This is a genomic window from Desulfitispora alkaliphila, assembly GCF_050433185.1.
Classification (GTDB): Bacteria; Bacillota; Desulfitisporia; order Desulfitisporales; family Desulfitisporaceae; genus Desulfitispora; species Desulfitispora alkaliphila.
Map to the genome: position 1 here is coordinate 1 of NZ_JBNPXS010000010.1, position 24,762 is coordinate 24,762.

Here is a 24,762-nt window from a genome sequence, read left to right on the forward strand (position 1 = left end):
CCCCCAGATGTCTTAACTGGAACACATAGAATTATATTTTAAGGTGGGGTATTTTTCAATTAAAATACTGGGGTACTTTTAGTTTAATATAAACAATTCGATTATAAAATTGAAAACCAAGAAACAGATAAAGATATTGAAATTACAAAAACTGTCAGACCAGATTTTTTCAGATATTGTGGTCAAGGCAAAAATTACAAGTTTTTAAAGTTTGAAACTGCTATGGACTATGTACAAGAGGTAGTAGAGAATCTACCAAATGCAAAACGCAGTAAAAAAATTGATCTTACAGAAATAATAAAACTCAAACCCGATAAAGAAGAAAAATCCAAAGTCGATAATGAACAAATTGAGAACATTAAAGAGTGGACAAGTCAATTAAATAAAGATATTAAAAAAATAAAAAATACAACTAATGATGCACTTGCGATAAAAAATATAACTGATGAGGTTGTAAATAAAATAAGTAATCTTAAACTAAGTAAAGAAACAATAATGAGTATATTACATAGATGTTATAGTAAAACTGCAAAAGATAAAGAAGTAAAGAATTACAAATCATTATTGGTATCGTTAATATGGCAATCCAAAAAAAGTTTAATGTTAGATATTTTTACTGATATTGCAACTCAATCAACAATTGAAGTGTTATCTCCTGTGAGTAATAAAGAGGATGTATATGATTTAAAAATATGGGGTCAAAAATACAAACGAATTAAAGAACAGAAAAAAATTAATAAAGAGGAATTATTAAATCAAGAGGAACAAACAAATAAAAACAAGCAAGACTCAAATAATATAAGGGTTTCTTAAAGGTTTTTAGAAAAAATAGTATCCAAAATGAATTTCAATGTGCAGAAAATGTAGTAATTACTACATTTGTGAGGGGTGGGCTTAATGCCCCAATAGGGAGAGGGTAATATTTAATAATAACATGAGATTGACTAAAAGTCAACAAAGAGTTTTAGTTATTATTAATAAGTAAAGTATTAAGCGTGAGTCAAAGTGCTTTACGTTTACCCTCTTTTAAATACAAACTATTAAACCCAAGCTCTTCAATGATGTGATGATATGGTAGGGTTTGGGTTTAATAATGTTGTTAGTTCTCAAAAAATTATATGTGAAGGGATGATATTCATGAGAAAGATTGAAATTTCTAACCAACTAGCAGATCAGTTAAATTTTAAAAATCTACGTGGCTTAAAGATGAGCATATCAAGGACTTTTGGCAAGGGTACAATACAAGATAATCAAGTTGAAGTTGATAGGGCAATTAAAAGTTGTTGAGGGTAAAGGTTGTAAAGACAGAATACTTTGGTTAGGTGAAGAAACCATTGAGATATTAACCCACTGGAGAGAGCGACAGGCAGAGCAGTTAGGAAAAGTAACCTATGTATTTACCAACCGACAAGGCAACCAACTTAAACCCAGAGATGTTAGGGAGATGATTGGTAACTATGCAGGTAAGGCAGATATAAATAAAAAGGTTAGCCCTCATGTGATGCGACATTCATTCGCAACTGACCTACTTAGAGAGACAAAGAATATCAGACTAGTGCAGAAGGCATTAGGTCATTCTGATTTATCAAGTACAATGATATATACACATATAGTTGATGATGAGTATGAACAAGCGTTAAAGAGGTTTTAGTTATCCCAATTAAAGCCACATAAAAGCCAGATAGGTCAGATATAGTAGTTTGATTGTTTGAAGGTAGACAATAGTCTATCTTCTTTTTTTGTGTTGGTCTGGAAGTGATAGGGGGTATTCTAAATCTAGTCAGTGTGGCAGCCGGGAAATAACCTCTACAATTTTTTTATAACAAAAATAGAGTTTTAAGATTGAAGGTAATTATAACCATATTATCGAATTTAATCGATAAGGAGGTTGTAGTTAATGGATATTGCAATTATATTAGTTTTAATCGGGACAGTCACAAGTGTTGGCTCATTATTACTATATTTTTATGTAATATATAGTAATAAACCATTTATCTCATTAATCATCGAAGAAAAAGCCATAACAGTTATTACTAGAGATGAATATGGAGACTGGAGTGAAATTTATTATAAAGATAAAAGTGAACTTTATAATAAAGAAAATATTGATGAAATTCCAGAAAATAATTTTAGGGTAACATTAAAAGTCTTATTAAATAATAAAGGAAATAAAAAGGCCACAGTTAATAGAATGGTGTTCAAAACAAGGTCAGTTGAAAAAGAAGTGAATATTGACTTAATACCATTAGATGTCGGTGAGAGTTATATGAAAGAATACATGATTCCAATAAAGGACAATCAAGAACAAAATGCTATTTTAAATGAAAAGTGGCAACTAGAGATAACAGACAATAGGGAAGAAGTACATACTGCAAGAATCGATTTTTAACTGTTTCATTGTTTAAGAATAAATAAGAAAAAGGATTGATAAAAATGGAAAATAAGTTGCTAACTAAAACTAAATTATCTGAACTGGTAGGATGGTCTGAAGCTAATGGGAGAAGATGGGTTAAAAGTTTCAAGGAATATATACCATGTATAAATTATGGTAATAGAGTTATGTTTAACAACGAATCCTTAGAAGTTATGAGGTTGCTCAGAAAACTAAGTGATAATGGATTAACCATTCCAGAAATTAAAAAAATATTTAAAAATGAAGGTATACCTAAAGATGATAGTGAGATATTAGAAAAAATTAAAAAGGCCAGAAGGAATAAAATTTACAATGAAAAGGTAGCTAACACTATTCCATCAACTAAAAAAATGATAGTTCCTTACTTAGAAATAATCAAAGACGGTAAAGCTTATACTGCCAGTGAGATTACAGAAAAACTAGTTGAGTACTTTAATTTGAGTGAAGAACAAAGGTTGATGAAGTATGAAAATGCGAGTGATGCCATTTTTCTAACTAGAGTACGGAGTGCTAGATATAGTTTGAAAAAGGAAGGTTATATTGAAGAAATTAATAAGTTAACTTATAAGATAACAGAAGATGGAAGAGATTTATTAGATGATGAAAGTCATGAAATTGAAGAAGAGATTGAGCAACTAGAAAAAGTAACTGATCCACTAATGGTAGTAAAGGAACAATTGAATGAAGTAAAAGACGAATTATCAAATACATTATTAAAACAATTAAGGGATGTTCACTGGATGAAGTTTGAGGATATAGTAGTTGAATTACTAACAAAAATGGGTTATGGAGATGGAGAGGTTACGCAAAGGAGTAATGATGAAGGGTTGGATGGTGTAATCAAAGAAGATAAGTTAGGATTAGAAAATATTTATGTTCAAGCCAAAAGATGGGGTGCTAGAAATTCAGTTGGAAGAGAAACAGTTCAAAGCTTTTCTGGGGCATTAGATGGAAAAGGTGCTAGGAAGGGAATATTTATAACAACTTCTTATTTCACTGAAGGTGCAAAGGAATATGCTAAAAGACTAGAAACTAAAAAAATAATTCTTATTGAAGGACAAGAATTAGCAAAGTTGATGATAGATTACGATGTAGGTGTAAATATAACAAAAACTTTTGTAGTAAAAGATATTGATTACGATTATTTTAAAGATGAATAATTCAAAGAGCCATAACTTGCTATTTGTGTTTATGTATAATAACAAATACAAGGTTTTTTTGAATTTTATGTAGGAATTTCCTTTTTTATAGCGAAAATCAACTATAAGAAAGGGGAGGATAAAAATGGAATTGAAAAAATTAAAAGGAAAGATTGTTGAAGATTTGAAGATGAATATTTCTGTATCATACAGAAGATATGATGTAACAAATCAATTATTTCAAAAAGCTTTACACGAATTAAAAGCAGAGAAAGTTATTTGGTTTGAAATAATAGAAAACTCAAAAACTCCCTTTGATGGAGAAGCCAAAAATATAAAACTACTTGACCCTGATTATACCCCTGATTAAATTAAATAACTTTTCCAAGCAGAGCCTATCATGGCTCTTTTTTTATGTCCGAAAACAAAGGCAGGTGATAAAATATATGATAAACACACAAACAGCCCAAAACCAGTCCCAATTCAATAACCCAGACAACAGAAAACTCTTATACAAACATCTAACCCAATATCTAAATCACAACAAAAATCTAACACTTGACCAAGCCAAATCACGTGCCCAAGCTATTATAAAAAAGCACAGCCAAAATCTCTTTGGTAAAAACTCATTATCATTCTGGCTTGGTTCTGTATCAATACCTTTTTTCTGTCTTTACTATCTCCAAGACACATTTAGGGTAAAAGAAAACAACGATGCCAGAGAGTTAGACACTTTCCACTTCAATATTTGGAGTGAATTGGAAAACCTATATATAAAAGACGAATATGATAAGTTACTTCTAATCTGCCCCAGAGGTGCTAGTAAAACAACCACTTGTGACTTTGCCCTATCAGTTTGGGCACACTGTTATAAAAAATCTATATATACACTCATTGCAGGTAATTCTGAACAGGATGCCATTGAGTTTATCAGAGATGCCAGACGTGCATTTGAAGAAAATCCCTACATCAAAAATTCATTTGGTGAGTTAATAAATACTAGAAAATATACAGTGAATAAATTAGAACTTGAATTAACCAACGATACAAAAATTCAAGCCATTTCAAGTGAATCGTCTTTGAGAGGTAAGAAATTCAATGGTTCAAGACCAACTCTGATTATTGCAGATGACTATCAATCAAAGAAAAACGTAATAACCCAAGAAGCAAGAGATAAAAAATTCAATACATGGGTACAAGATAGCCAATATGCAGGTGATAAAGCGGTTTTTAGAAAAGATAAAAAGGTTAAAATGGCAACTAAATTCATTGTTTTAGGTACAATCCTGCATAGAGATTGTTTTATTTCTCGATTATCCAATGATAATTCATATAAAACTTTAAAATATAAGGCAGTATTACATGATGATGTGGATGAATTGTTCAATTCAGGTCTTTGGCAACAATTCAAAGATATATATTTTAATTCAAAACTATCAGACCCAACATCAGAAGCCAAAGAGTTCTACTATCAGAATGAAAATGAAATGCAATTTAATGTCCTTTGGAGGGACAAGTGGGATTGTTTAGATTTGGCATTAGATTATTATTCTAATCCACAAGCATTCAAACAAGAATTACAAAATGATGCCAGTAAAATAGGTGAGAAAGCATTTCATCAAATTAAAACTCTATCACAACAAGAGTTGGAACAACAAAAAGATGATTATACTAAAACAATTATGTGTATTGACCCTGCAGTAGAAACAGGGGCAAAGAATGACTATACAGCCATTTGTATTGGCAGTAAAACTTCTAATAACTTCAGATTTATTAGAAAAGGCACTATAGATAAATTAAAATTTGAGGATTATATATCCAAGGTGATTAAACTTCTACACGAATATGAGGATATAACTGAAATTCATATTGAGAAGAATGTTTTCAGGGGTGTAGATGCCAATGAAGTGCAGAAAAGAATTAATAGTGATGTGATGTTAAAGAGTAGGAATATAACAATCTTTAATGAAACTCAAACAAAAAATAAAGAAGCCAGAATAAGAGCTATAAGCCACAAAGTTGATAGTGGTTTTATTATTTTTAATGAAGAAGATGAAGCATTCACCAATCAATTATTAGATTATGAAGGTGAAAAGTATTCATTACATGATGATAGTGCAGATGTTACAGCCATGTTTGATGAGAGAATTGATAATGAAGAAACTATAATCCATTCCTTGAAATTCAAACCTAGGGAATGGCTTTTTTAATGCAAGTATACCTAATACACACATTCTGTGTATCAGGTTGAGTTAGTAAAAGAAAGCAGGTGATAGCGTGAATGATAAAATTTTAAAACAGAGTTTAGACCAACTCAAAGAACAACAATTTAAAAAATCATACTTACTAAACTACTATGATGGAAAACACGATATTTTAAAAAATTACCGTATGGAAAAATCACGTTCCAACATGAAGGTGATAGTAAACTACCCTAAAAGATTTGTGGAAGAGAGAATCAGTTACATTCTAGGCAATCATATCAATTATGTTTCTAAATCTCATAATGAAGAAGCTCTGGACATAATCGACCTTAATTTTTCACACTGGGAAAAACTCCATAATCAAGAATTGGTAAGACAAAGCCAGATATACGGTGAGTCCTATGAGGTTAGTTATATCAATATAGATGGAGAGTTCCGTTGTAGCGTTTTAAATCCCTTGAATTGTATTGTATTTCAATCAGGAGATGCAGAAAAGAGGGTTACATTGGCAGTGCATTTATACACTGATACAGATGAGAATGAGTTTATTGATGTTTATGACAACAAAAAAATAACCACCTATGCAGTAGATGGTGATAAATTCACGAAGGTTAATGAGATAGAGCATATATTCAAGGGTGTTCCAGTTGTGGTATGCAAAAGTAATGCCCGAAGTCACTCACTAATTGAAGATATTAAGTCACTGAATGACAGCCTAAACAACATCATTTCTGATAGTGTCAATGAAGTGGCAGATCATAGGTCTGCATACCTTAAATTAATAAATTCTCGATTAGAAAAAGAAGATGCGGATGAAATGAAACAAAGTGGAATCATAGAAGTGGCAGGAGATAAGGCTGATGTGGATTGGTTGATTAAAAATATCAATGATAATTTCATTCAGAACACATTGGAGAACTTAGAAAACAAAATCTACAAGATGGCAAGTTCAGTTGACACTAATGAAAAAATGCAATCTAATTTATCTGGTGTGGCACTCAGAAGTCGCTTAATATCCCTTGAATTTGTGTGTTCTACAATCGAGGCACAACTTGAATTTGTTATCAAACAGAGATTAAAGCACTTTTTTAATTTCCATTACAAGAAGACAGGGCAATCATTCGATTATAGAGATATAAAAATAAAGACAACTGCAAATATACCAAGTGATTTAGTTGGTTTGGCTGATGTAGTCTCTAAACTTAAAGATGTTGTATCACAAGAAACTCTATTATCAATATTGCCATTCGTTGAAAATCCTCAATTAGAAAAACAAAAATTTGATGATGAACAAAGAAAACAATTGCAATCCTTAGAGAGTTTACGATAAGCGTGGTGATATAAATGACCACAAGACAACAAAAGCAACTACAAAAAGAGATTGAACAGTTACAGTTAGAAATGGAAGATATGACAGCCGAAGAAGCGAGAGAACTACTTCATCAATACCAAAAATCATCAAGAAAAATAACAGCCCTTGCAAGTGGAATTATTGCAGGGTACATGGTTGATGGTCAATTAGATATATCTCCTGCCCAAATGGCAGTGGAAATGAGAGATTTTGAGCGTGAGATTGAAGAAGAAGCCAATAAGATTGGTGCATTAGAGGTTGGTGTTGTAGGTGGTATTTTGGCTAAGGTCTACAAGGATAGTTATTATAAAACTGCATTTACTCTCGATAGAGGATTAATTGACAGTTCAGGAATTGCAATTAATGTTAGTTTTGATATATTACGTGATGAGTTTGTTCAAAGAGCCATTAACATTCCCATTGAAGGGCAGATGTTTAGTGACCGTATCTGGACAAACAAAGAAAAGTTAGTAACTCGATTAAGAAATGACTTGTTATTATCAATGAGAAAAGGTTCTGATACTAAAGTATTAGCCAGACGAATACAAAGAGATTTTGACGTTGGTTGGAATGAAGCATTTAGGCTAATTCGTAACGAGACAGCCAGATGTAGAAGCCAAGCCCAAGAGCAGATATATCAAGAGAATGATGTTGTAAAACAATTACTCTTTGATGCAACTTTAGATGATAGAACAACAGAAATCTGTCAAGAACTTCATGGGAATATTTATGATAAAAATGAGCCACATCCTGCAATTCCAGACGAAACACACATCCAATGTAGGTCATGTTATGTACCTGTAGTTGAAGGGTGGAATCCGACTACAAAAAGAGATAATCTTTCAAAAGAGGTTATAGATTATCCTAAAAACTTTGAAGATTGGAAAAGACAAAAGGGCATAGGAGATGATTAAAGTGTTACCAAAACTTAAAAAACTGATTAAATCAGATTGTGCAGGGTTTAATAAAACTTTAAACAATAAAACTAACTTTTGCATACAAGTAGATGATACTTGTATGTTTTTTGTTGAGATGGCTGATGTTCAAGATACAAATGATACTCAAACAGGGGATAATCAAAACAACTTGCCAAAATGCAAATATTTTGAAGAAGGGGTTCTGCCATTATTACCTGATTTAGAGCGACAATATCACGAATATCACAAGAGCGAATTAAGTATCACAACAAAGCATAAGCCAAAAGTTAGGAAGAAATGTGAGAAGTGTGATGAGCCAATATTAGCAACTTCTAACAGGCAGAAGTATTGTGAGAAGTGCAAAAAAGCAATACAAAGAGAGCAACAAAAAGAGAGAAAGCAAAGACAGAGAAAAGTTGGATAATGTCACGTTTTAGAGAGCCAGAAAACCCTTATATATCAATGGGTAAATTTTGTGTTTTTGGGTAGGTAGGGTATTTATACCTAAATGCCATTTTTGGCATTTCTAAAGGTTAACAATTTAATTTAATGCATTAGATTAGAAGTAATTACAATCAATTAAAACTAAAATTATTTGAGGGGTTATATCTGCAACTACAACAGGGGTAATGTAGCCACTCGAAAGGAGAGAGATAAAATGGAAAAAGTAAAATTTAATGAGGTAAACAAAATCAATCTGCAATTATTCGCAGAGGGCAATGATGATAGTGATGATGTGGGTACAGGAGAGGACGCACAAGACACTAACAATCAAGATGATAATGGTGACAACAATGATAATAGTGATAAAGACACTGATAATAACAGTGATTTTGACATCAATTCCATCTTAGAAAATGAAGATTTTCAGAAGCACATTCAAAAATTAACTGATAAAAGAGTATCAGATGCAGTTAAAAAGCGTGACAAAGTTTGGAAAGAGAAACTCAAAGAAGAAACTAAAAAGACAGAAATGACACAAGAGGAAATACTTCAACAAAAAGAGCGTGAGTTGGCTGATAGAGAATTGAAATTGGAGAAAATCAGTCTATTCAAGGAAAAAGAATGGGATTTAGATTTGGTTGATTATGTGAGTGGTGAAGATATTGATGAGATTGAAGAAAAGGCAGAGAAGATGTTAGAAGTGATAAACAAAGTGGCTGAGAAGAAGGTAAAAGAGAGATTAGATAACTCTGCATATACCCCACCTACTTCTAAAACTCAATCCAAAGGTGTAACTAAAGAGGACTTTGAAAAAATGACATATCAACAAAGAGTTGATTTGAAAAAGACAAATCCAGAGTTGTATGAAAAATTAAGTAAGTAGATTTTAGACCAATTCAATCCTGAGTAGGTCTTTTTTTTATTGTCTTTTTTCGGAATTTGCAGACGTTAAAGAACAAATTTACAAAAAAATAAATTTTTAGGAGCGTGTTTAATATGACTAAAACAATGTTAAGTGATTTAATTAACCCAGAGGTAATGGCAGACATGGTGAGTGCAGAACTACCAAACAAAATTAGGTTTACACAAATTGCAAGAGTGGATAACACTTTGCAAGGACAGGCAGGTAATACAATTACTGTACCAAAATACTTGTATATTGGAGATGCAGAAGATGTGGCTGAAGGGGTGGCAATGGGTACTACTACTCTAACTACTACAAGCCAACAAGCCACTGTGAAAAAGGCAGGTAAAGCGATTGAATTGACAGATGAAGCAGTTCTATCAGGTTATGGTGATCCAGTAGGCGAAGCGGTTACTCAATTAACTATGGCAATGGCAAACAAAGTTGATAATGATTGTTTGGCGGCACTAGATGAAGCGACATTAACACATGATGCATCAGCCGATTCTATTTCTGCAGATATAATTGCAGATGCAATTGACAAGTTTGAGGAAGAAGATGATGAGCCAAAGGTGTTATTCATTCACTCAAAGCAGAAAACTACTCTAAGAAAAGACCCACAGTTTACAAGAGCTAGTGATATGGGTGATGCAGTAGTTATGAGTGGTGTGATTGGTGAGATATATGGTTGCCAAGTAGTAGTAAGTAACAAATTACCAGAGGATACAGATGTGTACTCTAACTATATTGTTAAATCTGGTGCATTAGATATTTACCTAAAGAGAAATGTTTCTATTGAAGATGATAGAGACATTCTTGCCAAAACAACTGTAATTAGTGCAGATGAGCATTATGTGGCAGTTTTGGCTGATGAGTCTAAAGTTGTTAAATTTACTTGTAAAGCATAGTTAAAATAATTGTTGAGGGTGTCTAATAGATGCCCTCTAAATTATTTATTGCAGAAAAATGAGGTGATTAAATGCTACTGAGAAGACATAAGAAAACAAAACAGGTAGTTAAACCTGTTAAAAAAGTTGAAAAACCAAAGCTAGAGCCAATAATTGAAGATATTCAAATAGAAAAACCTACTGAACAGGTTGAAGTGAAGGTTGAGCCAGAGCTTGAAACTGACCTTATGGCAAAAACTAAAAGCCAGTTAATATTGATGGCAAAAAAGCAAAAGGTTAAAGTCACAGATAAAATGACTAAAGCAGAAATAATCAAAGCCCTCAATTAATGAGAAGGGTGGTGTGTTAGATGGAAACAAAAATTGATTTAATGAAGTATTTTTTAGGAATTGATTTTTTAGATGGTAGTTTAGATTTGATACTAGAACACTATCTTAAACAATCCCAGAATTCAATAAAAACCTATTGTAATATTGATGAAATCACTGAAGACCTGAACAGTCAAGTGATTGAATTAGCAGTTTATCTTTACAAAAACAGAAATCAAACTGGAATAGTTCAAGGGGCACAAGGTAGCAGATCACAAACAAATGAGCGTGGGATTCCCCAAAATATCAAAGACAGTTTACCTCTGCCGAGAATTGGAGTGGTTTAAATGTTTTATAACAAAAAACTAAAACTCTATAAACGTGGTGAAGGGTATTTTGATGATAGAAGGATTTGGCATGAGGGAGAATTAGAACATATTAAAACAATTAATTGCGATGTGCAGCCATACTCAAAATCATTGTTAATGAAAGATTATGGTTATGCAGTAGAATGCCAAAACAGGGCATTTATTAACCCTGATAGTGATTTTGAATTATTTAATAGGGTTGAATATCAAGATAAACAATTCAAAATTGTTAAGGTCATTGAATGGGATGAGTATTGGGAATTGATGTTGGATGCAGGTGGTTTAAATGAGTAGAAAAGGTTTGACAGTAGACCAAGCAATCAGAGAAATGCAAAACAGACGAAAAAAAGCAGTTGATGAAGTCACTGTGATGATTGAAGCAGATGCAAAATTAAATTCCCCTGTAGATACAGGTGATTTAAGGCGAAGTTTGACTTCTCAAACTAACCATACTCAAACCAAGTCAATTGGTGCAGTAGGTACTAACCTTATTTATGCCCCAATAGTTGAGTATAGGACAGGATTTTTAGAGCAGACAGTTGACCAGAATTTATCCCAAATACAAAGAAGAATAGGTGAGGTGTTGCGAAATGGTTAGTGCGTTGATAAAACACCTTTTAAACAATGGAAAATTGATTGAGATGCTTGATGGTGAAAACATTTTTTATCAGGAAAAACCAATTCAATTCAATCCAAAACAGTTTATTCTAATCAAAGATAAATTATTAGGTGATGCGTGGCTGAAAGAATATCAGATACAAGTTGATTGTATCAGTAAGGACTTGAATAAGGTTATTGACTTAGAGAGTGAATTGAGAGAATATCTTAATGATTTGCGAGGTCAGAAACACATAGAAGGTATAAAGTTAATAAAAACCCTTAATGGTGGTGGCACTATTAAGGATGAACAAGGCAACTGGATCAAGGTTGTCTATTTTTTATTGAAAATTTAGTTTGAAAAGTTTTAAAAAATATAGAATGGAGTGATATACATGAGTAATAATACATTTAGTCCAGAGCAGATATTGTTAGGTTCTGGTAGAATTTTTGCAGGACAAGTTGAGGGTGCAGATGAAATGACCATTGAACAACTAAAAGAGGAACTAACTGAATTAGGAAATATTAGGTCAGGGTGTACTTTGACCTATGAGCCAGAGACATTAGATGTGCGTGGTGGTCAAAGAAACGGTTTGTTGAAAACAATGGTGACACAGGAGACAGTAACCCTCAATACAGGGGTATGTGAATGGAATATTGATGCATTAGAAATCCTTTCACCTGCCAAAGTTGAAAAAGAAGCAGGGAAGACTAGATATATTGTAGGTAATCAGGGGCAATTGCCAGTTAATACAGTTTTATTTGTGCATGAAAAAGATACTGATGGTGGAGAAATCCAAGCATTATTAACTAGGGCACAAGCCATTAATGGATTTAACTTTGAATTTCAGAATGAGGATTCATTAACAGTTGGGTATGAGTTTAGAGCGATTAATAGAAAAGATGGTGCTTTACTTGAATTAGTAGAGACATTCCCTGAAGAGGTAGAAGAATAAGGGTAGATTTTACCCTTATTTTGTTTTTGGTTGGTAGAATTTAATAACAATCGATTGATATTAAAAAAAATTTGAAAAGGGTTAGGTGATATATATGAGTCAGTATGTAGATTTAGGATTGTTAGTAAGAGAGCCACTTATATTTAAAAGTCCAAATGGTAAAGAGGAATACACGATTCCCGGTGAACTGAATACAGAGTTTGTTTTAAAAATGACAAAATATTATAAAGATGTTACTAAAATTGATAATGATGAAGAAGCGTTTAAGAAGATGAAACAGTTAGTGTTAGATATATTGAGTTTGGATAAATCAAAAAACATTGACATGAAACACATAGAGGATAACTTCAGTGATTTTCGTGTTATGAGGGCAGTTATTGAACATACGATGAAACACATTCAATCAATATCTGAAGATGAAAATTTAAAATTCCCCAAGTCCTCTGGAAAGAAGACAAAAACAAATACAAAAGCAAAAGCAAAGTAGGCAGTGGGCTTGGGGAGCATGAGGTATTAAAAGATATTGCATTGTTGATGAAGGAAACTAACATGAGTTATTTTGAGATAATGCAATTACCATACAGTGTGTATTTGGGATTATATAGGCAGTTCTATATTATCAACTTAGAAAGCACTGAAGAGGGCAGAGAAGCGTTAGAGCGTGGCAGAATGTTAAATGAGACTAAACCAGATTTAAATAAGATTAGGCAGAAAATCAATAACAGTTAAATAACAGATGAGAGGTACTTTGTGTATCTCTCATTTTTTTATTTTCACCGTTAAGGAGGTGAATGAATGACAACTATAAATTTAGCAACGTATACAGCCCCGATTGAGTTAGATGATAGTGGACTTCAAAGAGGTCTACAAAATGCAGATAAAAATATTCGTCAAAAAGCAGGTGGGATATCCTCATTCCTTACAAAATCCCTTGCAGGGGCATTAACTGCAGTTGCAGGAGCAGGAACAGCCATGTTTGGGATAGCGACCAAAGTTTCAAATATAGGCGATGAGTTAGATAAAACTTCTCAAAAAATGGGTGTTACTACTGATGCACTTCAAGAGTTAAGGTTTGCCAGTGGTCAAGTCGGGGTAGAACAGGGTAATTTAGATAGGGCATTAGGTCGGCTAAATCAAAGAATGGGTATGGCAGTTGATGGAAATGATAAATATGCATCTGCACTAACTAAACTAGGGGTAAATATGGAAGATGTTAGGGCAGGTACAGTAAGTACAGATCAGGCATTTATGCAAGCCATAGACAGTTTAAATGGTATGGAAAATGCCCAACAACAGTCAGCCCTTGCATCAGAGTTATTTGGGACAAAATTGGCGAGAGATTTAATGCCAATGATACAGGCAGGAGCATTAGAGGTTGACCATCTTAGAGATAGAGCCCACGAATTAGGTGGTGTTATGAGTGGCGAAGCCATTGATGCATCTGTTTTGTTTTCTGATGCACTCGATGAAGTACAAACAATGTTAAAAGGTGCGACAGTGCAAATTGGGGCACAGTTATTGCCAGTGATGGTTGACTTTTTGCAATGGGTACAAAATTATATGCCACAAATTCAGGCTACTTTTCAAGTTGTTTTTAATATTATGGAAACGCTTGCTACTGGATTTGTTAAAACAATTGGTACTTTAATTAGTTGGCTTAAAACATGGTATGCCGAAAACGAAGAAACTCTAAATGCAATGCGACAATCATTTTCACAATTCTTTGAGACAGTAAAAGAATTTTTCAGTGCATTTATTGAGTTTGTCACAACTCTTTGGGATTTATTCGGTGAAGGTATAATTGAGAGGTCAGTTATTATCTTTGAGGCAATACAAGGTGTAATTTCAGGTGTATTTGAGGTTATAGAAGGTCTTTTAAAGATTTTCATAGGTATTTTTACTGGAGATTGGGAGAAATTCACTGAGGGTATACAAATGATATGGCAAGGTTTATGGAATGCCATTAATAGTATTATTGCAGGTGCATGGAACTTACTAAAACATAACTTTGGTAAGTTATACAATAATATTAGAAACTGGTTTACAGGTCTAATATCTGATGCAACTAATTGGGGGCGTGACCTTGTACTAGGATTTGCGAGAGGTATTCGCAACTTTGCCCAAAATGCAGTAAATGAAGCCAGAAACATGGCAAGGAATGTGGCAAGTACAGTTACAGGATTCTTTGGTATCAATTCCCCTTCAACTTTGATGGCTGAATATGGAAGAAACTTAACTGATGGACTTGCCAAAGGTGTTGAAGATAATAGGAATAGTGCGATTAATGCAATTGGCAGTATTGCAAGTGAAATGGCATCACAAGCACAATCTGCAGTGGATAGAGTTAGTAGTATTTTGTCTAGTGCGAGCACAAGTGTATCACGTTCAACTAGTAGTAGCTCTGGAAGTTCTGGTGGTTCTTCTTCTAGTTCAAGTAGTGGCTCAAGCAGTTCTTCAAGAAATGTATTTGAATCAGGCTTTGTGGAAACTAGAACTGATGGTTCAAGGTGGTCACCTGAAGCAGGTGGTTATATAGACAGACAGACTGGAAGAATAGTAAGTAAAGAGCCAGAGTGGGAAAAATATCATGAAGGTGGTTGGGTTGGTAGAAGTTTACAAGGAATAAAAAGAAATGAAGTACCTGCATTACTAGAGGTTGGCGAGTATGTTCTGAGTCGCAAGATGATTAGAGATATTGCCAGTGCAAGTGCATCAGGTAGTAATCAACCTGCTATTGCGGGAAACACAACTCAAAATTTCAATATCTCAAAATTAGAATTTCCTAATGTAAAATCATCTGAAGATATAGAAAAAGCAATTAAAAATCTTCCTCGAATTGCATATCAATATTCGATGGGTGAGATTGCAAATGGAATGAGAAGAATGGGTAAAAAATATTAATTTAGATAAAAACAATCCCCACCCCAGTTTGTGATTAATTGGGGTGGGGTTGTTTTTAAGTATGCTATTATACCTGGTATTTTTAATGTTTGAAAAGCAGAAGAATTTGAAATTCTATCTCCTCAGTGAAGTTGATTATATTTTTTGTTTAATTTAACCTGTTATTGGATACAATAAAATATACAAAAAAATACAGTTGAAACTTTAGATTCATAACTTCAAAGGAGGCGTTCATTTTCCATGGTGTAGTGCATTTATTTTTGAATTTGATAGTTGGATATGGTACTGTCCAAGTTGGATTAAATATGGGCGTTTGGCTAGGTTGGTTAGATAGTTGGTTGATTGGTAGTGCCGAGGTTAATTTGTTAATGGCATTTTTGTTAGTGGGAATTGGGATAGGTAGTTTTTTACCTGATATAGATCATCCCAAGAGTATGTTTGGTAGTTTTCTGTGTATTGGTGATGTCTTGTCACAGACAATTGGACATAGAGGATTGACACATAGCTTAATTGGTGTGGGTATTGTAGGGTTATTTGCTTGGGCATATTGGGATGCATGGAGAATTGGTTGGGTATTTAGTGAGAGATTTGGTGGGTTGATGATTAGTGAGGCGTTTTGGATTGGATTATTGGTGGGTTATGTGGGTCATTTGATTGGTGATATGTTTGAGAGGACTGGAGTTCCTTTGTTTATGGGTATTGGTGAAGTATTTGGATTGTTAGTTGGTGTGTATGGAATGGGTAGTAGTGAGGTTAGATTTAGAATATGGAAAGGTAGAGTAGGTTTTGTGAGGGTTGTTGGGAATAGGGTGGTATGAGTTGGTGATGGGTGTGTAAGTGTAAATGTCTAGGACAAGATACTGTAATTGGACTGTGATTAGAGTGTAATTCAATTGTAATTGGACTGTTATTGGATAGGGTATTGAATTACCAGTATACAAGCTTAGAGGTTGATTTTGTGTGGGTATTGTTATTTGATAGAGCGTAGCGAAATGGAGTGGAACGGAATGGAGAGTAGTGATTGGGAGAGATAAGTGTGGGTTGGTGGGAAAATGTTGGTGGGTTGGTGAGTTTGGAATGTGTGGGAAGGTGGGAAGTTAACTTATTAGTTTGTGTGGAATTAGGTTGTTTTTCTACCCGTTTTTTTGATATAATAATTATTAAACTGGAAAATATAAAAGCCTACTGATTTTCAAAAATAAACCTATAAAGTACTAAAAAAAGTACAATTTCAAAAAAACAAATTACAAAATTTTCAAATGGCTGAAACCCTTGCAAACACTAAAGAAATGATGAATAAATTTTTCGGCTACACAATTAATATCGAAAGAGGGAAGCCTACAAACTCAGAATTCATAGCCATGGTAGCGGATAAGTTAAGGCTAGGTTCTAAGGTCAGTTAAATAGAAAAATCAAAAAACCTGTAAAAGGTGCAAAAAAACCCACCTTTTATCAGGTTTTTTTTTGTCTTATATTAGAATACTAAAAACAAAAGCTTGTAGGAGTGTCAGCAATGAAAAAAATAACAGGTCCTGCTAAGATTGATGAGAGAACCAAGGATTTAGTCAAGCGACTTTCCTGTGGTGACATTGCAATTATTAATCACAAAAACATAGATGAGGTAGCAGCAAAGGCTTTGATAGAGAAAAAAATTGCTGCAGTCATCAATATGAGCAAGTCGATTGAAGGTGATTACCCGAATACTGGACCTTTATTAATATTAGAAGCTGGTATTAAGATTATCGATAACTGCGGCAAGGAAATCCTAGAAAAAATAAGTGAGGGGGAGGAAATTTGCCTCACAAACAACCTGATTTTTTCTAATCGGAAATATGTAGCATGTGGTAAGCTCTTAACAAGAGAGCAAGTAACCAGTGAGATGGAGTATAGCAAAAAAGTATTGCCCACTAGATTGGAAGAATTTATAGACAATACCCTAGAATATGCAAAAAAAGAACAAACATTAATTCAAGAGACTTTGCCTGAAGTAAGATTGAAGAAGGGTATGCAGGGTAGACACGTCCTCATAGTGGTCAGAGGGAATAATTACCGAGAAGATTTGCGAGCAATTCACAACTATATCCAGGAAATAAAGCCAGTAATTATAGCGGTAGATGGTGGTGCCGATGCCATAATTAGTGAAGGGCACACTCCCGATTATATTATTGGCGATATGGACAGTATTTCTGATAGCGCCTTAAGTTGCGGGGCGCAAATAATTGTACACGCTTATGCAAATGGAAATGCTCCAGGCCTAGAACGCATCCACAACTTAAGCCTAGAAGCCGAGATACTTCCTGCTACAGGGACAAGTGAAGATATAGCCATGCTGCTTGCCTATGAACAAGGTGCCGAATTAATTGTAGCTGTGGGGACTCATTCTAATATGATTGACTTTCTGGAAAAAGGCCGCAAGGGAATGGCTAGCACTCTGCTGGTGCGAATGAAAATCGGACAAGTATTAGTTGATGCAAAAGGAGTTAGTAAACTTTATCGACAAAAATTTAAGGCAAAGTATATTGCAGAAATAATAATAGCTGCCCTACTCCCCTTGACCCTAGTGTCAATAATTTCACCATATACCTATCAATTTTTTAGACTACTTTATATTAACATGCAGATGATAGTAAACTTTTAATCAATGGAGGCTCAAAACACATGGTAACAGTTCTTATCCCCGCTTATAACGAAGAGAGAAGAATTGCTCAGACGGTGCGAGGAATTAAAAATATAACCATGATATCGGAAATAATTGTGGTCAGCGATGGATCAGCTGATAACACTGCTAATAAGGCTAGGGAGGCAGGAGCAGATTTAGTGTTAGAGCTAACCAAAAACAAAGGAAAAGGCAAGGCTTTAAATGTGGCTCTAGACTATATAAACACAGACATTGTTGCTCTTATTGATGCTGACCTAGGCGAAACTAGTGGAGAAATAGAGAAGTTACTAAAACCTGTAATCCAGAATGAAGCAGATTTGACAATCGCCATCTTCCCTCATTCAGGCAAAAAATCAGGGTTTGGCTGGGTCAAGAGGTTAGCTAATTGGGGCGGCAAAAAATTTGCTGATATAAATCTAACAGAGCCGCTGTCGGGGCAGAGGGTGTTAAATAAGAAGGCTTTAAATGCAGTAACTCCTTGGGCTAACGGATTTGGAATGGAGGTAGCTATGAACATCAGCGCAGCTAAAGCAGAATTGAGAATAAAAGAGGTAGAAACAAGAATGTCCCATAAGGTGACAGGGAGAAATATAAGTGGCTTTTACCATCGAGGGCGCCAATTAGTTCACGTTCTAAAGGCTTTAATGTACATAAGGGGTACTAGAGTATGATAGCAAGTGCAGCGCTAGGATTTTTCTTTACAGCCATAATAGGCCCTCGAATATTAGGTTTAATGATAGAAGCCAAAGCAGTTATGGAGAACTACCAAAGGGTTTCAGTGGTTAAGCTGGGGGGATTGATTATAGTAAGCGGTGTTCTGCTGAGCTACTCCTTCTTGGCAGCCACAGATAACCTGTATTATTCACAGGAGCATTTGGTACTGTTAGTGGGAATTGTAGTCATGGCACTTATAGGTTTAATTGACGATATGCTGGGTGATAATCGCGTCAAGGGTTTAAGAGGTCACATGAAAAGCCTAATTAAGGGTCAACTCACCACAGGAGGCTTAAAAGCATTGGGGGGAGCTGCAGTATCGCTTTTCTTAGTATTGCCCCTAGTTCAGAACTTTGGTCAGCTTATTATCTACTGGCTTACAGTTGCTCTTGCAATTAATGCAATAAACTTGTTGGACTTACGGCCAGGAAGAGCATTAAAGAGTTATATATTAATACTTTTTACCTTAATTGCATATGGATTGTATGTAGGTACCAATATCAATCACATTCATTTAATGCTACTGGGCAGTACAATAGCCTTTTGGCCCTATGATTTAGGAGAAAAAGCTATGTTAGGAGATACAGGAGCTAATGTTTTAGGGTTAAGTGTTGGTTACGCTGCGGTGGTGCTTTTGCCATTTGGTGCCCTAATAGGTGTATTTCTAATACTCATTGCCCTCCACGGAATAGCAGAAAGGAAGTCTCTCACCAAAATAATCGAAGAAGTTCCCCTGCTCAGGTTTTTTGATAATCTCGGGAGGTGTTGAAGTGCTTTTGTTAGAAAAAGCTCAGGTCACCAAAATTATTTTTGAACGGAAAGATATTCAGCAACTAGATATAAGATTGAATGAGGGCACGTGTAGGCAAGCTATTTGTTACCTTAAACTGACAGGAGCAGTCTCGGTAGGGGATGAAGTGATAGTAAACACTGTAGCCAATGACTTAAAGCTGGGCTCAGGAGGGAAGGACTTTGTAGTCATAAATCTAAGTGACCCCACTAAAAAGATCGGACATGGAGAGCCGGGGCACATAATGAAGCTCAGGTATACACCTTTCCAATTTTCAGTTCTAGCAGCAGAAGAGGAGCAGAGTCAATACCATGAGCAATTGAAAGAAGCAGATAGTATTGAGGGAATGCCAGTTATAGTTGGGAGTGTACACAGTATGTTAGCTCCTGCTGCTTTAGGTATAAAGCAGCAAAACAGTAATTTGAGAATAACTTATATAATGACTGATGGTGGTGCTCTTCCCTTATCCTTGAGTAATACAGTGGCTCAATTGGCTGAGAACAGAATAATTGACGCAACAATAACCTATGGTAATGCCTTTGGTGGAGATTATGAGACTGTTAATATTTATACAGCGTTACTTTTAGCGCGACATTGTTTAAAAGCCCAGGTAGCTATTGTTGTTATGGGACCAGGGATTGTGGGCACCGGAACTAAATGGGGCTTTTCAGGCATTGAACAGGGTGAAATAATCAATGCTGTTACCGCACTAAAGGGCAGGCCCATTGCCATTCCCAGAATTATGTTCAAAGATCCTAGACAAAGACATGAAGGAATTAGCCATCATACAATTACAGTTTTACGCCATATTTGTAGGGGTAAATGTATAGTCAGTTTGCCAAAAATGCAGGGAGAAAATAGACAGCTAATATACACCCAAATTATAGAGCATAATCTAGCAGAAAAGCATACATATCGAGTTAGTCATGGAATGAAGATCATACCCATTGCTAATAAGCTGGGTATTCCACTGAGTGTTATGGGAAAAACAGCTGAAGATGAACCCTATTACTTTGCTGCTGCTGGAGCAGCAGGTCAGATAGCTGCCCAGCTAATTAATGAAGGTTGCAGTTAATAAAGTCCGCTAGCTTCATATCCTTGGGAAACTGCTTGCACCAATCTCTAAAGCACTTAACAGAGCCTGTAAAATACAACCCATTTTTCCAATAGTAAGTTTTCATAGCAGGATTCTCCTTTCTCTAAGGGGAACTTTTTTATTAAAGATATGCTTGTCTAATTTAAATATGCACAATTGGAGGAGATATATTTTGCAAATAACAGAAAAAACTTTGTCAGTTGAGAGTATTTTCAAAGGGAGAGTTGTAGATTTAAGAGTAGAGAAAGTGCAGTTGCCAGATGGATCGGAATCCGTACGGGAGCTTGTAGATCATAGGGGAGCAGTTGCTATTGTGGCAATAACTTCACCGGGAAAAGTCCTTTTGGTAAAACAATACCGCAAAGCTTTGGATAGAGAAACTCTGGAATTGCCAGCAGGACTGCTAGAGCCGGGGGAGAAGCCTGAAACCTGTGCTGTTAGAGAATTGGAGGAAGAGACTGGTTATAAGGCGGGGGAGGTTATACCCCTGACTAAGTATTATACCTCTCCTGGATTCACCAATGAAATAGTGCACATTTATTTAGCTAAAAACTTGACCTTGACTAAGCAAAATTTAGATGAAGATGAATTTGTTCAGGTTGAGGAATTGGAATTACCCCATCTTCTAGAGATGCTAAACTCAGGTAAAATTATGGATGGGAAAACGATTACGGGGATTTTGGCAACTCAAAATTACCTGAAAGAGGGCAAAGTGTTTTGGTAAAAGAGCTAGTAACATGTGCAACTGCAAATGCTTCAGGTGCTGCAATGATGGCAGCTCAAGGATTGGTTACAGTAATTATTGATGTGATAGATATGTCAACTAGCTTAGAAGCTGCTAGAGAAATGGGTGCATTAGCTTGCTTTGGCGCTAGCCCCACAAATTGCAGAGCACCGGTGGACATAAACCCAAAGGCCATTGGTGAGCATGCAGCAAAAATAGCAATTGAAAATAATACAAATATTGTTGTTATTAGTGAACCTAGAGTGGGGAACTATAAAGAGCGAGAAGCTAACGCTCAGGAATTAATAGCTGGGATTAAAGAGCAAAACTGCCCAATTGAAGCAATAGTACCCAATTTGGGATCAGAAGTGTGGAAGCTTACAGAATTTAAAAACAAAGTGGTAGTAGCTGTAACAGCTAGTGGAGGTGCCGTTTTTGATGCAGCCTGGACTGCCTCAAGTTCCAAACTGGTTACAACAGCTACCGTTGCTCGAACTGTAAAGAAAAAGGGAACAGAAAACTTGCAAGTAGGGATTGAGAGAGCAGTGGTCATGGCACAAGAGCACAATACAGGTATTGCCTTTGTGGCTGCTAGCAGTAACTCAATGGAAGACGTACTAGCCTGTGAGGAATTGTATAAGGCTATGTTGCGAAAAAAATGAATAACTAGATCTACTCCCCGCATAGACTTTTAGCACAAGCCTATATAAGGGGGAGACAAACTTGGCCTTTAAGATGGGAAGAACTATATCTGGATACCTACGAGATAAAATGCTATTATATATTTTAGCAATTTTTTTCATAATGCTGGGAATTATAGCAGGGGCAGTGAGTGTTAGTCCACTAATTAGCGGGAGACAACATGAGTTAATTAGTTATATTGACAGCTTTTTAAATACCATTGTTTATGATGATATTAACACCTTTGCTATTGCTTTAACCACGGTCTTTAATAACTTACGGCTAGTATTTATAATCTGGCTTTTGGGGATGACTGTGATTGGAATACCTGTAATTATCTTAATACTATTTGTGAGAGGGTTTATGTTAGGCTTTACAGTAGGGTTTCTCACTTTAGAAAAATCCATGCAAGGTGTGCTGATTTCAGTTTTTTCTATTGCACCACCTAACTTTATACTTTTACCAGGTCTAATAGTAGCCTCTGTAACTGGTATTTCCTTTTCTTTACTATTAGTTAAAGGAGGCTTTAGGGACAAGTCGAAAAGCATTTTAAGTCACTTTTTCTCATATTCAATTGTGATGATTGGCATAGCTATAGTAGCAGTTATAGCTGGAATAGTAGAGGCTTATTGGAGTCCTGCTATGATGAAGCTGATAAGTGTATACGTAAATTAAACAAAGGAGGAGCACATGAAACGAGCAATAATAATAGTTTTAGACAGTGTAGGCGTAGGAGCACTACCAGATGCCCATGAATATGGAGATGAAGAGAGTAATACCTTAGTTAATACTGCAAAAAAGGTAGGAGGAATCAGCCTACCTAATTTGGGTAAAATGGGCCTAGGCAATATCGTGCCAGTGGAGGGTGTAAAGCCCGCTGTAGAACCCACTGGAGCATATGGGAAAATGGCACAAAAGTCAGCGGGAAAGGACACCACTACCGGTCATTGGGAACTTGCGGGTCTAATCCTGGACAAGCCATTTCCCACGTATCCTAATGGGTTTCCCCAAGAGTTAATTACAGAATTTGAAGAACACATAGGAAAGAAAACTCTTGCCAATAAACCAGCCTCAGGAACTGCTATTATTGAAGAACTGGGACAGGAGCATATGAATACAGGTAATCCAATTGTGTATACTTCTGCTGATAGTGTGTTTCAAATAGCGGCCCATGAAGATATAATACCAATCCAAGATTTATATAAAATGTGTGAAATAGCTAGAGCCCTACTTCAGGGAAAACATGCAGTAGGTAGGGTTATTGCAAGACCATTTACAGGGCGCCCTGGTGCTTTTACAAGAACAGCTCGGCGAAAGGATTACTCCTTAAAGCCCTTACAAAAAACAGTTCTAGACTGTGTCAAGGAAGCCGGGAGGGAAGTAGTGGGCATTGGAAAGATAAGCGACATCTTTGACGGTGAAGGGCTGACTAAAAATATTACTGCTAAAACAAATAGTGAAAATACAAAAGAACTTTTAGCAGTAATGGAGGAAGAGTTTACTGGAATAGTGTTTACTAACTTAGTTGACTTTGACATGCTTTACGGTCATAGAAATGACCCTGAGGGTTATGCAAAGGCCTTAGAAGAATTTGATAGCACTTTGCCTACTATTTTAAATGCCTTAAAAGAGGAAGATCTTCTGATTATAACAGCAGACCATGGAACTGACCCCACTACTGACGGCACTGACCACTCTAGGGAATATGTTCCCGTATTATTGTACAAGCAATCAGGTGAATTTAAAAACCGCGATTTAGGTGTGCGCACTTCTTTTAGCGATGTGGCTAAAACAGTAGCAGATTACTTAAAAGTTCAGTGCCAGCTTAATGGCAGCTCTATGCTATAAGAATAAAAAATATGAGGTGATAATTAATGAGAGAAAAACTTACAGGAACAGTAGAATACATAAAGAATAGTACCAATACAAAGCCACAGGTGGGGTTAATCTTGGGTTCAGGCCTTGGTATGTTAGCAGACCTAATAGAAGACAAAGAGGAAATTCCCTATGGAGAAATTCCTCACTTTCCCGTGTCAACAGTGGCTGGTCATAAGGGGCAGCTAGTTTTTGGAACTTTACGCGGAAAGCAAGTTGTAGCAATGCAGGGAAGGTTTCACTTTTATGAGGGCTATACCATGCAGGAAGTCACCTATCCAGTTAGGGTTTTAAAGGAAATGGGTGTGGAAAAAATTATTGTAACTAATGCAGCAGGTGGAATAAACATTGACTTTAGGCCAGGCGACTTAATGCTTATTAAAGACCACATTCACTATATGGGTAATAATCCACTCATAGGGAAAAATGACGAGGAGCTAGGTCCCAGATTTCCAGATATGTCCGAGGCCTACAATAAAGAATTGAGGGAACTGGTGAAAAAAGTAGCACTAGAAAACAAGATACCCATGCAGGATGGTGTATACATGAGCTGTACTGGACCAAGCTATGAGACCCCTGCGGAAATAAGATTTATGAGAACTATAGGAGCTGATGCAGTAGGTATGTCCACCACCCCAGAGGTGATTGTAGCCAATCACGCCGGCATCAAAGTTATAGGGATTTCCTGCATAACTAACATGGCAGCGGGAGTGCTCAATAAAAAGTTAGACCATGGGGAAGTGATGGAAACTGCAGAGATAGCAAAGGAGAAGTTCTCCAACCTAATCCTTAATGTATTAGGTGAGCTATAAT

General features: G+C 35.5%; 32 protein-coding genes and 1 pseudogene. 32 read left to right on the forward strand and 1 reads right to left on the reverse strand.

Annotation, left to right across the window (positions count from 1 at the left end; translation table 11 throughout):
- The first annotated feature begins 222 nt into the window (after positions 1 to 222).
- The 27 genes and pseudogenes from GGQ84_RS05115 (at position 223) to GGQ84_RS05245 (ending at position 20,648) form a co-directional block, all read left to right on the forward strand.
- Entirely contained in the window at positions 223 to 813 is a 591-nt protein-coding gene (locus GGQ84_RS05115; RefSeq protein WP_429160046.1) for a hypothetical protein, read from the forward strand.
- Between the two features lie 324 nt (positions 814 to 1,137).
- A complete protein-coding gene (locus GGQ84_RS05120) occupies positions 1,138 to 1,287 on the forward strand; it encodes a hypothetical protein (protein WP_429160049.1) in 150 nt (49 codons plus the stop codon).
- The gene (locus tag GGQ84_RS05125) at positions 1,256 to 1,651 is read left to right on the forward strand and encodes a tyrosine-type recombinase/integrase (RefSeq protein ID WP_429160052.1); all 396 of its coding nucleotides are present in this window, start codon (positions 1,256 to 1,258) and stop codon (positions 1,649 to 1,651) included. Before GGQ84_RS05120 ends, GGQ84_RS05125 begins: the two co-directional genes overlap by 32 nt.
- 246 nt (positions 1,652 to 1,897) lie before the next feature.
- Positions 1,898 to 2,389, forward strand: a complete 492-nt coding sequence (locus tag GGQ84_RS05130) for a hypothetical protein (protein WP_429160055.1) — start codon at positions 1,898 to 1,900, stop codon at positions 2,387 to 2,389.
- A gap of 44 nt (positions 2,390 to 2,433) precedes the next feature.
- Complete coding sequence (locus GGQ84_RS05135; protein WP_429160057.1) at positions 2,434 to 3,573, forward strand: restriction endonuclease; 1,140 nt, start codon at positions 2,434 to 2,436, stop codon at positions 3,571 to 3,573.
- 124 nt (positions 3,574 to 3,697) lie between these two features.
- The gene (locus GGQ84_RS05140; RefSeq protein ID WP_429160060.1) at positions 3,698 to 3,922 is read left to right on the forward strand and encodes an exonuclease/endonuclease/phosphatase family protein; all 225 of its coding nucleotides are present in this window, start codon (positions 3,698 to 3,700) and stop codon (positions 3,920 to 3,922) included.
- Between the two features lie 76 nt (positions 3,923 to 3,998).
- The gene (locus GGQ84_RS05145; RefSeq protein ID WP_429160062.1) at positions 3,999 to 5,762 is read left to right on the forward strand and encodes a hypothetical protein; all 1,764 of its coding nucleotides are present in this window, start codon (positions 3,999 to 4,001) and stop codon (positions 5,760 to 5,762) included.
- Positions 5,763 to 5,829: 67 nt separating this feature from the next.
- Positions 5,830 to 7,086 (forward strand): phage portal protein, encoded by a 1,257-nt coding sequence (locus GGQ84_RS05150; RefSeq protein ID WP_429160065.1) that lies wholly within the window; start codon positions 5,830 to 5,832, stop codon positions 7,084 to 7,086.
- Between the two features lie 14 nt (positions 7,087 to 7,100).
- Entirely contained in the window at positions 7,101 to 8,021 is a 921-nt protein-coding gene (locus GGQ84_RS05155; RefSeq protein ID WP_429160067.1) for a minor capsid protein, read from the forward strand.
- A gap of 1 nt (position 8,022) precedes the next feature.
- The gene (locus GGQ84_RS05160) at positions 8,023 to 8,448 is read left to right on the forward strand and encodes a hypothetical protein (RefSeq protein WP_429160069.1); all 426 of its coding nucleotides are present in this window, start codon (positions 8,023 to 8,025) and stop codon (positions 8,446 to 8,448) included.
- A gap of 234 nt (positions 8,449 to 8,682) precedes the next feature.
- Entirely contained in the window at positions 8,683 to 9,351 is a 669-nt protein-coding gene (locus GGQ84_RS05165) for a capsid assembly scaffolding protein Gp46 family protein (protein WP_429160071.1), read from the forward strand.
- Between the two features lie 113 nt (positions 9,352 to 9,464).
- Positions 9,465 to 10,280, forward strand: coding sequence for a N4-gp56 family major capsid protein (locus GGQ84_RS05170; protein WP_429160073.1), 816 nt, complete (start codon positions 9,465 to 9,467; stop codon positions 10,278 to 10,280).
- A 71-nt stretch (positions 10,281 to 10,351) separates the two neighbouring features.
- A complete protein-coding gene (locus GGQ84_RS05175) occupies positions 10,352 to 10,609 on the forward strand; it encodes a hypothetical protein (RefSeq protein ID WP_429160074.1) in 258 nt (85 codons plus the stop codon).
- A 20-nt stretch (positions 10,610 to 10,629) separates the two neighbouring features.
- A complete protein-coding gene (locus GGQ84_RS05180; protein WP_429160076.1) occupies positions 10,630 to 10,935 on the forward strand; it encodes a phage head-tail connector protein in 306 nt (101 codons plus the stop codon).
- Positions 10,936 to 11,250 (forward strand): hypothetical protein, encoded by a 315-nt coding sequence (locus GGQ84_RS05185; RefSeq protein WP_429160078.1) that lies wholly within the window; start codon positions 10,936 to 10,938, stop codon positions 11,248 to 11,250.
- Positions 11,243 to 11,554 (forward strand): HK97 gp10 family phage protein, encoded by a 312-nt coding sequence (locus tag GGQ84_RS05190; protein WP_429160080.1) that lies wholly within the window; start codon positions 11,243 to 11,245, stop codon positions 11,552 to 11,554. Before GGQ84_RS05185 ends, GGQ84_RS05190 begins: the two co-directional genes overlap by 8 nt.
- On the forward strand, positions 11,547 to 11,909 hold the full coding sequence (locus tag GGQ84_RS05195) for a hypothetical protein (RefSeq protein ID WP_429160082.1): 363 nt from the start codon (positions 11,547 to 11,549) through the stop codon (positions 11,907 to 11,909). The genes GGQ84_RS05190 and GGQ84_RS05195 overlap by 8 nt, the downstream gene beginning before the upstream one ends.
- A gap of 39 nt (positions 11,910 to 11,948) precedes the next feature.
- The gene (locus tag GGQ84_RS05200; protein WP_429160084.1) at positions 11,949 to 12,509 is read left to right on the forward strand and encodes a hypothetical protein; all 561 of its coding nucleotides are present in this window, start codon (positions 11,949 to 11,951) and stop codon (positions 12,507 to 12,509) included.
- Between the two features lie 94 nt (positions 12,510 to 12,603).
- Positions 12,604 to 12,996, forward strand: coding sequence for a hypothetical protein (locus GGQ84_RS05205; RefSeq protein ID WP_429160086.1), 393 nt, complete (start codon positions 12,604 to 12,606; stop codon positions 12,994 to 12,996).
- A 47-nt stretch (positions 12,997 to 13,043) separates the two neighbouring features.
- Positions 13,044 to 13,238, forward strand: a complete 195-nt coding sequence (locus GGQ84_RS05210; protein WP_429160089.1) for a hypothetical protein — start codon at positions 13,044 to 13,046, stop codon at positions 13,236 to 13,238.
- Between the two features lie 66 nt (positions 13,239 to 13,304).
- Positions 13,305 to 15,410, forward strand: coding sequence for a phage tail protein (locus GGQ84_RS05215; RefSeq protein WP_429160092.1), 2,106 nt, complete (start codon positions 13,305 to 13,307; stop codon positions 15,408 to 15,410).
- A 260-nt stretch (positions 15,411 to 15,670) separates the two neighbouring features.
- Positions 15,671 to 16,228, forward strand: coding sequence for a metal-dependent hydrolase (locus GGQ84_RS05220; protein WP_429160095.1), 558 nt, complete (start codon positions 15,671 to 15,673; stop codon positions 16,226 to 16,228).
- A gap of 468 nt (positions 16,229 to 16,696) precedes the next feature.
- Positions 16,697 to 16,813, forward strand: a pseudogene (locus GGQ84_RS05225) (sporulation initiation factor Spo0A C-terminal domain-containing protein); the annotation flags it as partial.
- 110 nt (positions 16,814 to 16,923) lie between these two features.
- Entirely contained in the window at positions 16,924 to 18,048 is a 1,125-nt protein-coding gene (gene steA, locus GGQ84_RS05230) for a putative cytokinetic ring protein SteA (RefSeq protein ID WP_429160098.1), read from the forward strand.
- Positions 18,049 to 18,068: 20 nt separating this feature from the next.
- Positions 18,069 to 18,740, forward strand: coding sequence for a glycosyltransferase family 2 protein (locus GGQ84_RS05235; RefSeq protein ID WP_429160101.1), 672 nt, complete (start codon positions 18,069 to 18,071; stop codon positions 18,738 to 18,740).
- Positions 18,737 to 19,552 carry a hypothetical protein gene (locus GGQ84_RS05240; RefSeq protein ID WP_429160104.1) on the forward strand — a complete coding sequence of 272 codons (816 nt, stop codon included), beginning with the start codon at positions 18,737 to 18,739 and terminating at the stop codon, positions 19,550 to 19,552. The genes GGQ84_RS05235 and GGQ84_RS05240 overlap by 4 nt, the downstream gene beginning before the upstream one ends.
- 1 nt (position 19,553) lies before the next feature.
- Positions 19,554 to 20,648 carry a DUF3866 family protein gene (locus GGQ84_RS05245; RefSeq protein WP_429160105.1) on the forward strand — a complete coding sequence of 365 codons (1,095 nt, stop codon included), beginning with the start codon at positions 19,554 to 19,556 and terminating at the stop codon, positions 20,646 to 20,648.
- Here the strand turns inward: GGQ84_RS05245 and GGQ84_RS05250 are convergent.
- Positions 20,629 to 20,754 (reverse strand): hypothetical protein, encoded by a 126-nt coding sequence (locus tag GGQ84_RS05250; RefSeq protein WP_429160106.1) that lies wholly within the window; start codon positions 20,752 to 20,754, stop codon positions 20,629 to 20,631. The two genes, GGQ84_RS05245 and GGQ84_RS05250, sit on opposite strands and share 20 nt — an antisense overlap.
- 63 nt (positions 20,755 to 20,817) lie before the next feature.
- Between GGQ84_RS05250 and GGQ84_RS05255 the strand changes: the two genes are divergently transcribed.
- From GGQ84_RS05255 to GGQ84_RS05275, 5 genes are all read left to right on the forward strand, one after another.
- Complete coding sequence (locus GGQ84_RS05255; protein WP_429160267.1) at positions 20,818 to 21,393, forward strand: NUDIX hydrolase; 576 nt, start codon at positions 20,818 to 20,820, stop codon at positions 21,391 to 21,393.
- Positions 21,387 to 22,055 carry a hypothetical protein gene (locus GGQ84_RS05260; RefSeq protein ID WP_429160109.1) on the forward strand — a complete coding sequence of 223 codons (669 nt, stop codon included), beginning with the start codon at positions 21,387 to 21,389 and terminating at the stop codon, positions 22,053 to 22,055. The genes GGQ84_RS05255 and GGQ84_RS05260 overlap by 7 nt, the downstream gene beginning before the upstream one ends.
- 61 nt (positions 22,056 to 22,116) lie before the next feature.
- Positions 22,117 to 22,749, forward strand: coding sequence for a stage II sporulation protein M (gene spoIIM, locus GGQ84_RS05265; protein ID WP_429160112.1), 633 nt, complete (start codon positions 22,117 to 22,119; stop codon positions 22,747 to 22,749).
- Between the two features lie 15 nt (positions 22,750 to 22,764).
- Positions 22,765 to 23,922, forward strand: a complete 1,158-nt coding sequence (locus GGQ84_RS05270) for a phosphopentomutase (protein WP_429160115.1) — start codon at positions 22,765 to 22,767, stop codon at positions 23,920 to 23,922.
- Positions 23,923 to 23,948: 26 nt separating this feature from the next.
- A complete protein-coding gene (locus GGQ84_RS05275) occupies positions 23,949 to 24,761 on the forward strand; it encodes a purine-nucleoside phosphorylase (RefSeq protein ID WP_429160118.1) in 813 nt (270 codons plus the stop codon).
- The last annotated feature ends 1 nt before the right edge of the window (position 24,762 follow it).

What these genes read in the sequence shown, in the direction of transcription:
- GGQ84_RS05145 (WP_429160062.1), top strand. Translation starts at nt 3,999, where the DNA reads ATGATAAACACACAAACAGCCCAAAACCAGTCCCAATTCAATAACCCA.
- GGQ84_RS05275 (WP_429160118.1), top strand. Translation starts at nt 23,949, where the DNA reads ATGAGAGAAAAACTTACAGGAACAGTAGAATACATAAAGAATAGTACC.
- GGQ84_RS05120 (WP_429160049.1), top strand. Translation starts at nt 1,138, where the DNA reads ATGAGAAAGATTGAAATTTCTAACCAACTAGCAGATCAGTTAAATTTT.
- GGQ84_RS05130 (WP_429160055.1), top strand. Translation starts at nt 1,898, where the DNA reads ATGGATATTGCAATTATATTAGTTTTAATCGGGACAGTCACAAGTGTT.
- GGQ84_RS05170 (WP_429160073.1), top strand. Translation starts at nt 9,465, where the DNA reads ATGACTAAAACAATGTTAAGTGATTTAATTAACCCAGAGGTAATGGCA.
- GGQ84_RS05200 (WP_429160084.1), top strand. Translation starts at nt 11,949, where the DNA reads ATGAGTAATAATACATTTAGTCCAGAGCAGATATTGTTAGGTTCTGGT.
- GGQ84_RS05135 (WP_429160057.1), top strand. Translation starts at nt 2,434, where the DNA reads ATGGAAAATAAGTTGCTAACTAAAACTAAATTATCTGAACTGGTAGGA.
- GGQ84_RS05195 (WP_429160082.1), top strand. Translation starts at nt 11,547, where the DNA reads ATGGTTAGTGCGTTGATAAAACACCTTTTAAACAATGGAAAATTGATT.
- GGQ84_RS05255 (WP_429160267.1), top strand. Translation starts at nt 20,818, where the DNA reads ATGCACAATTGGAGGAGATATATTTTGCAAATAACAGAAAAAACTTTG.
- GGQ84_RS05165 (WP_429160071.1), top strand. Translation starts at nt 8,683, where the DNA reads ATGGAAAAAGTAAAATTTAATGAGGTAAACAAAATCAATCTGCAATTA.
- GGQ84_RS05185 (WP_429160078.1), top strand. Translation starts at nt 10,936, where the DNA reads ATGTTTTATAACAAAAAACTAAAACTCTATAAACGTGGTGAAGGGTAT.
- GGQ84_RS05270 (WP_429160115.1), top strand. Translation starts at nt 22,765, where the DNA reads ATGAAACGAGCAATAATAATAGTTTTAGACAGTGTAGGCGTAGGAGCA.
- GGQ84_RS05155 (WP_429160067.1), top strand. Translation starts at nt 7,101, where the DNA reads ATGACCACAAGACAACAAAAGCAACTACAAAAAGAGATTGAACAGTTA.
- GGQ84_RS05215 (WP_429160092.1), top strand. Translation starts at nt 13,305, where the DNA reads ATGACAACTATAAATTTAGCAACGTATACAGCCCCGATTGAGTTAGAT.
- GGQ84_RS05190 (WP_429160080.1), top strand. Translation starts at nt 11,243, where the DNA reads ATGAGTAGAAAAGGTTTGACAGTAGACCAAGCAATCAGAGAAATGCAA.
- GGQ84_RS05210 (WP_429160089.1), top strand. Translation starts at nt 13,044, where the DNA reads ATGAAGGAAACTAACATGAGTTATTTTGAGATAATGCAATTACCATAC.
- steA (WP_429160098.1), top strand. Translation starts at nt 16,924, where the DNA reads ATGAAAAAAATAACAGGTCCTGCTAAGATTGATGAGAGAACCAAGGAT.
- GGQ84_RS05140 (WP_429160060.1), top strand. Translation starts at nt 3,698, where the DNA reads ATGGAATTGAAAAAATTAAAAGGAAAGATTGTTGAAGATTTGAAGATG.
- GGQ84_RS05205 (WP_429160086.1), top strand. Translation starts at nt 12,604, where the DNA reads ATGAGTCAGTATGTAGATTTAGGATTGTTAGTAAGAGAGCCACTTATA.
- GGQ84_RS05180 (WP_429160076.1), top strand. Translation starts at nt 10,630, where the DNA reads ATGGAAACAAAAATTGATTTAATGAAGTATTTTTTAGGAATTGATTTT.
- GGQ84_RS05240 (WP_429160104.1), top strand. Translation starts at nt 18,737, where the DNA reads ATGATAGCAAGTGCAGCGCTAGGATTTTTCTTTACAGCCATAATAGGC.
- GGQ84_RS05235 (WP_429160101.1), top strand. Translation starts at nt 18,069, where the DNA reads ATGGTAACAGTTCTTATCCCCGCTTATAACGAAGAGAGAAGAATTGCT.
- GGQ84_RS05175 (WP_429160074.1), top strand. Translation starts at nt 10,352, where the DNA reads ATGCTACTGAGAAGACATAAGAAAACAAAACAGGTAGTTAAACCTGTT.
- GGQ84_RS05115 (WP_429160046.1), top strand. Translation starts at nt 223, where the DNA reads ATGGACTATGTACAAGAGGTAGTAGAGAATCTACCAAATGCAAAACGC.
- GGQ84_RS05250 (WP_429160106.1), bottom strand. Translation starts at nt 20,754, where the DNA reads ATGAAAACTTACTATTGGAAAAATGGGTTGTATTTTACAGGCTCTGTT.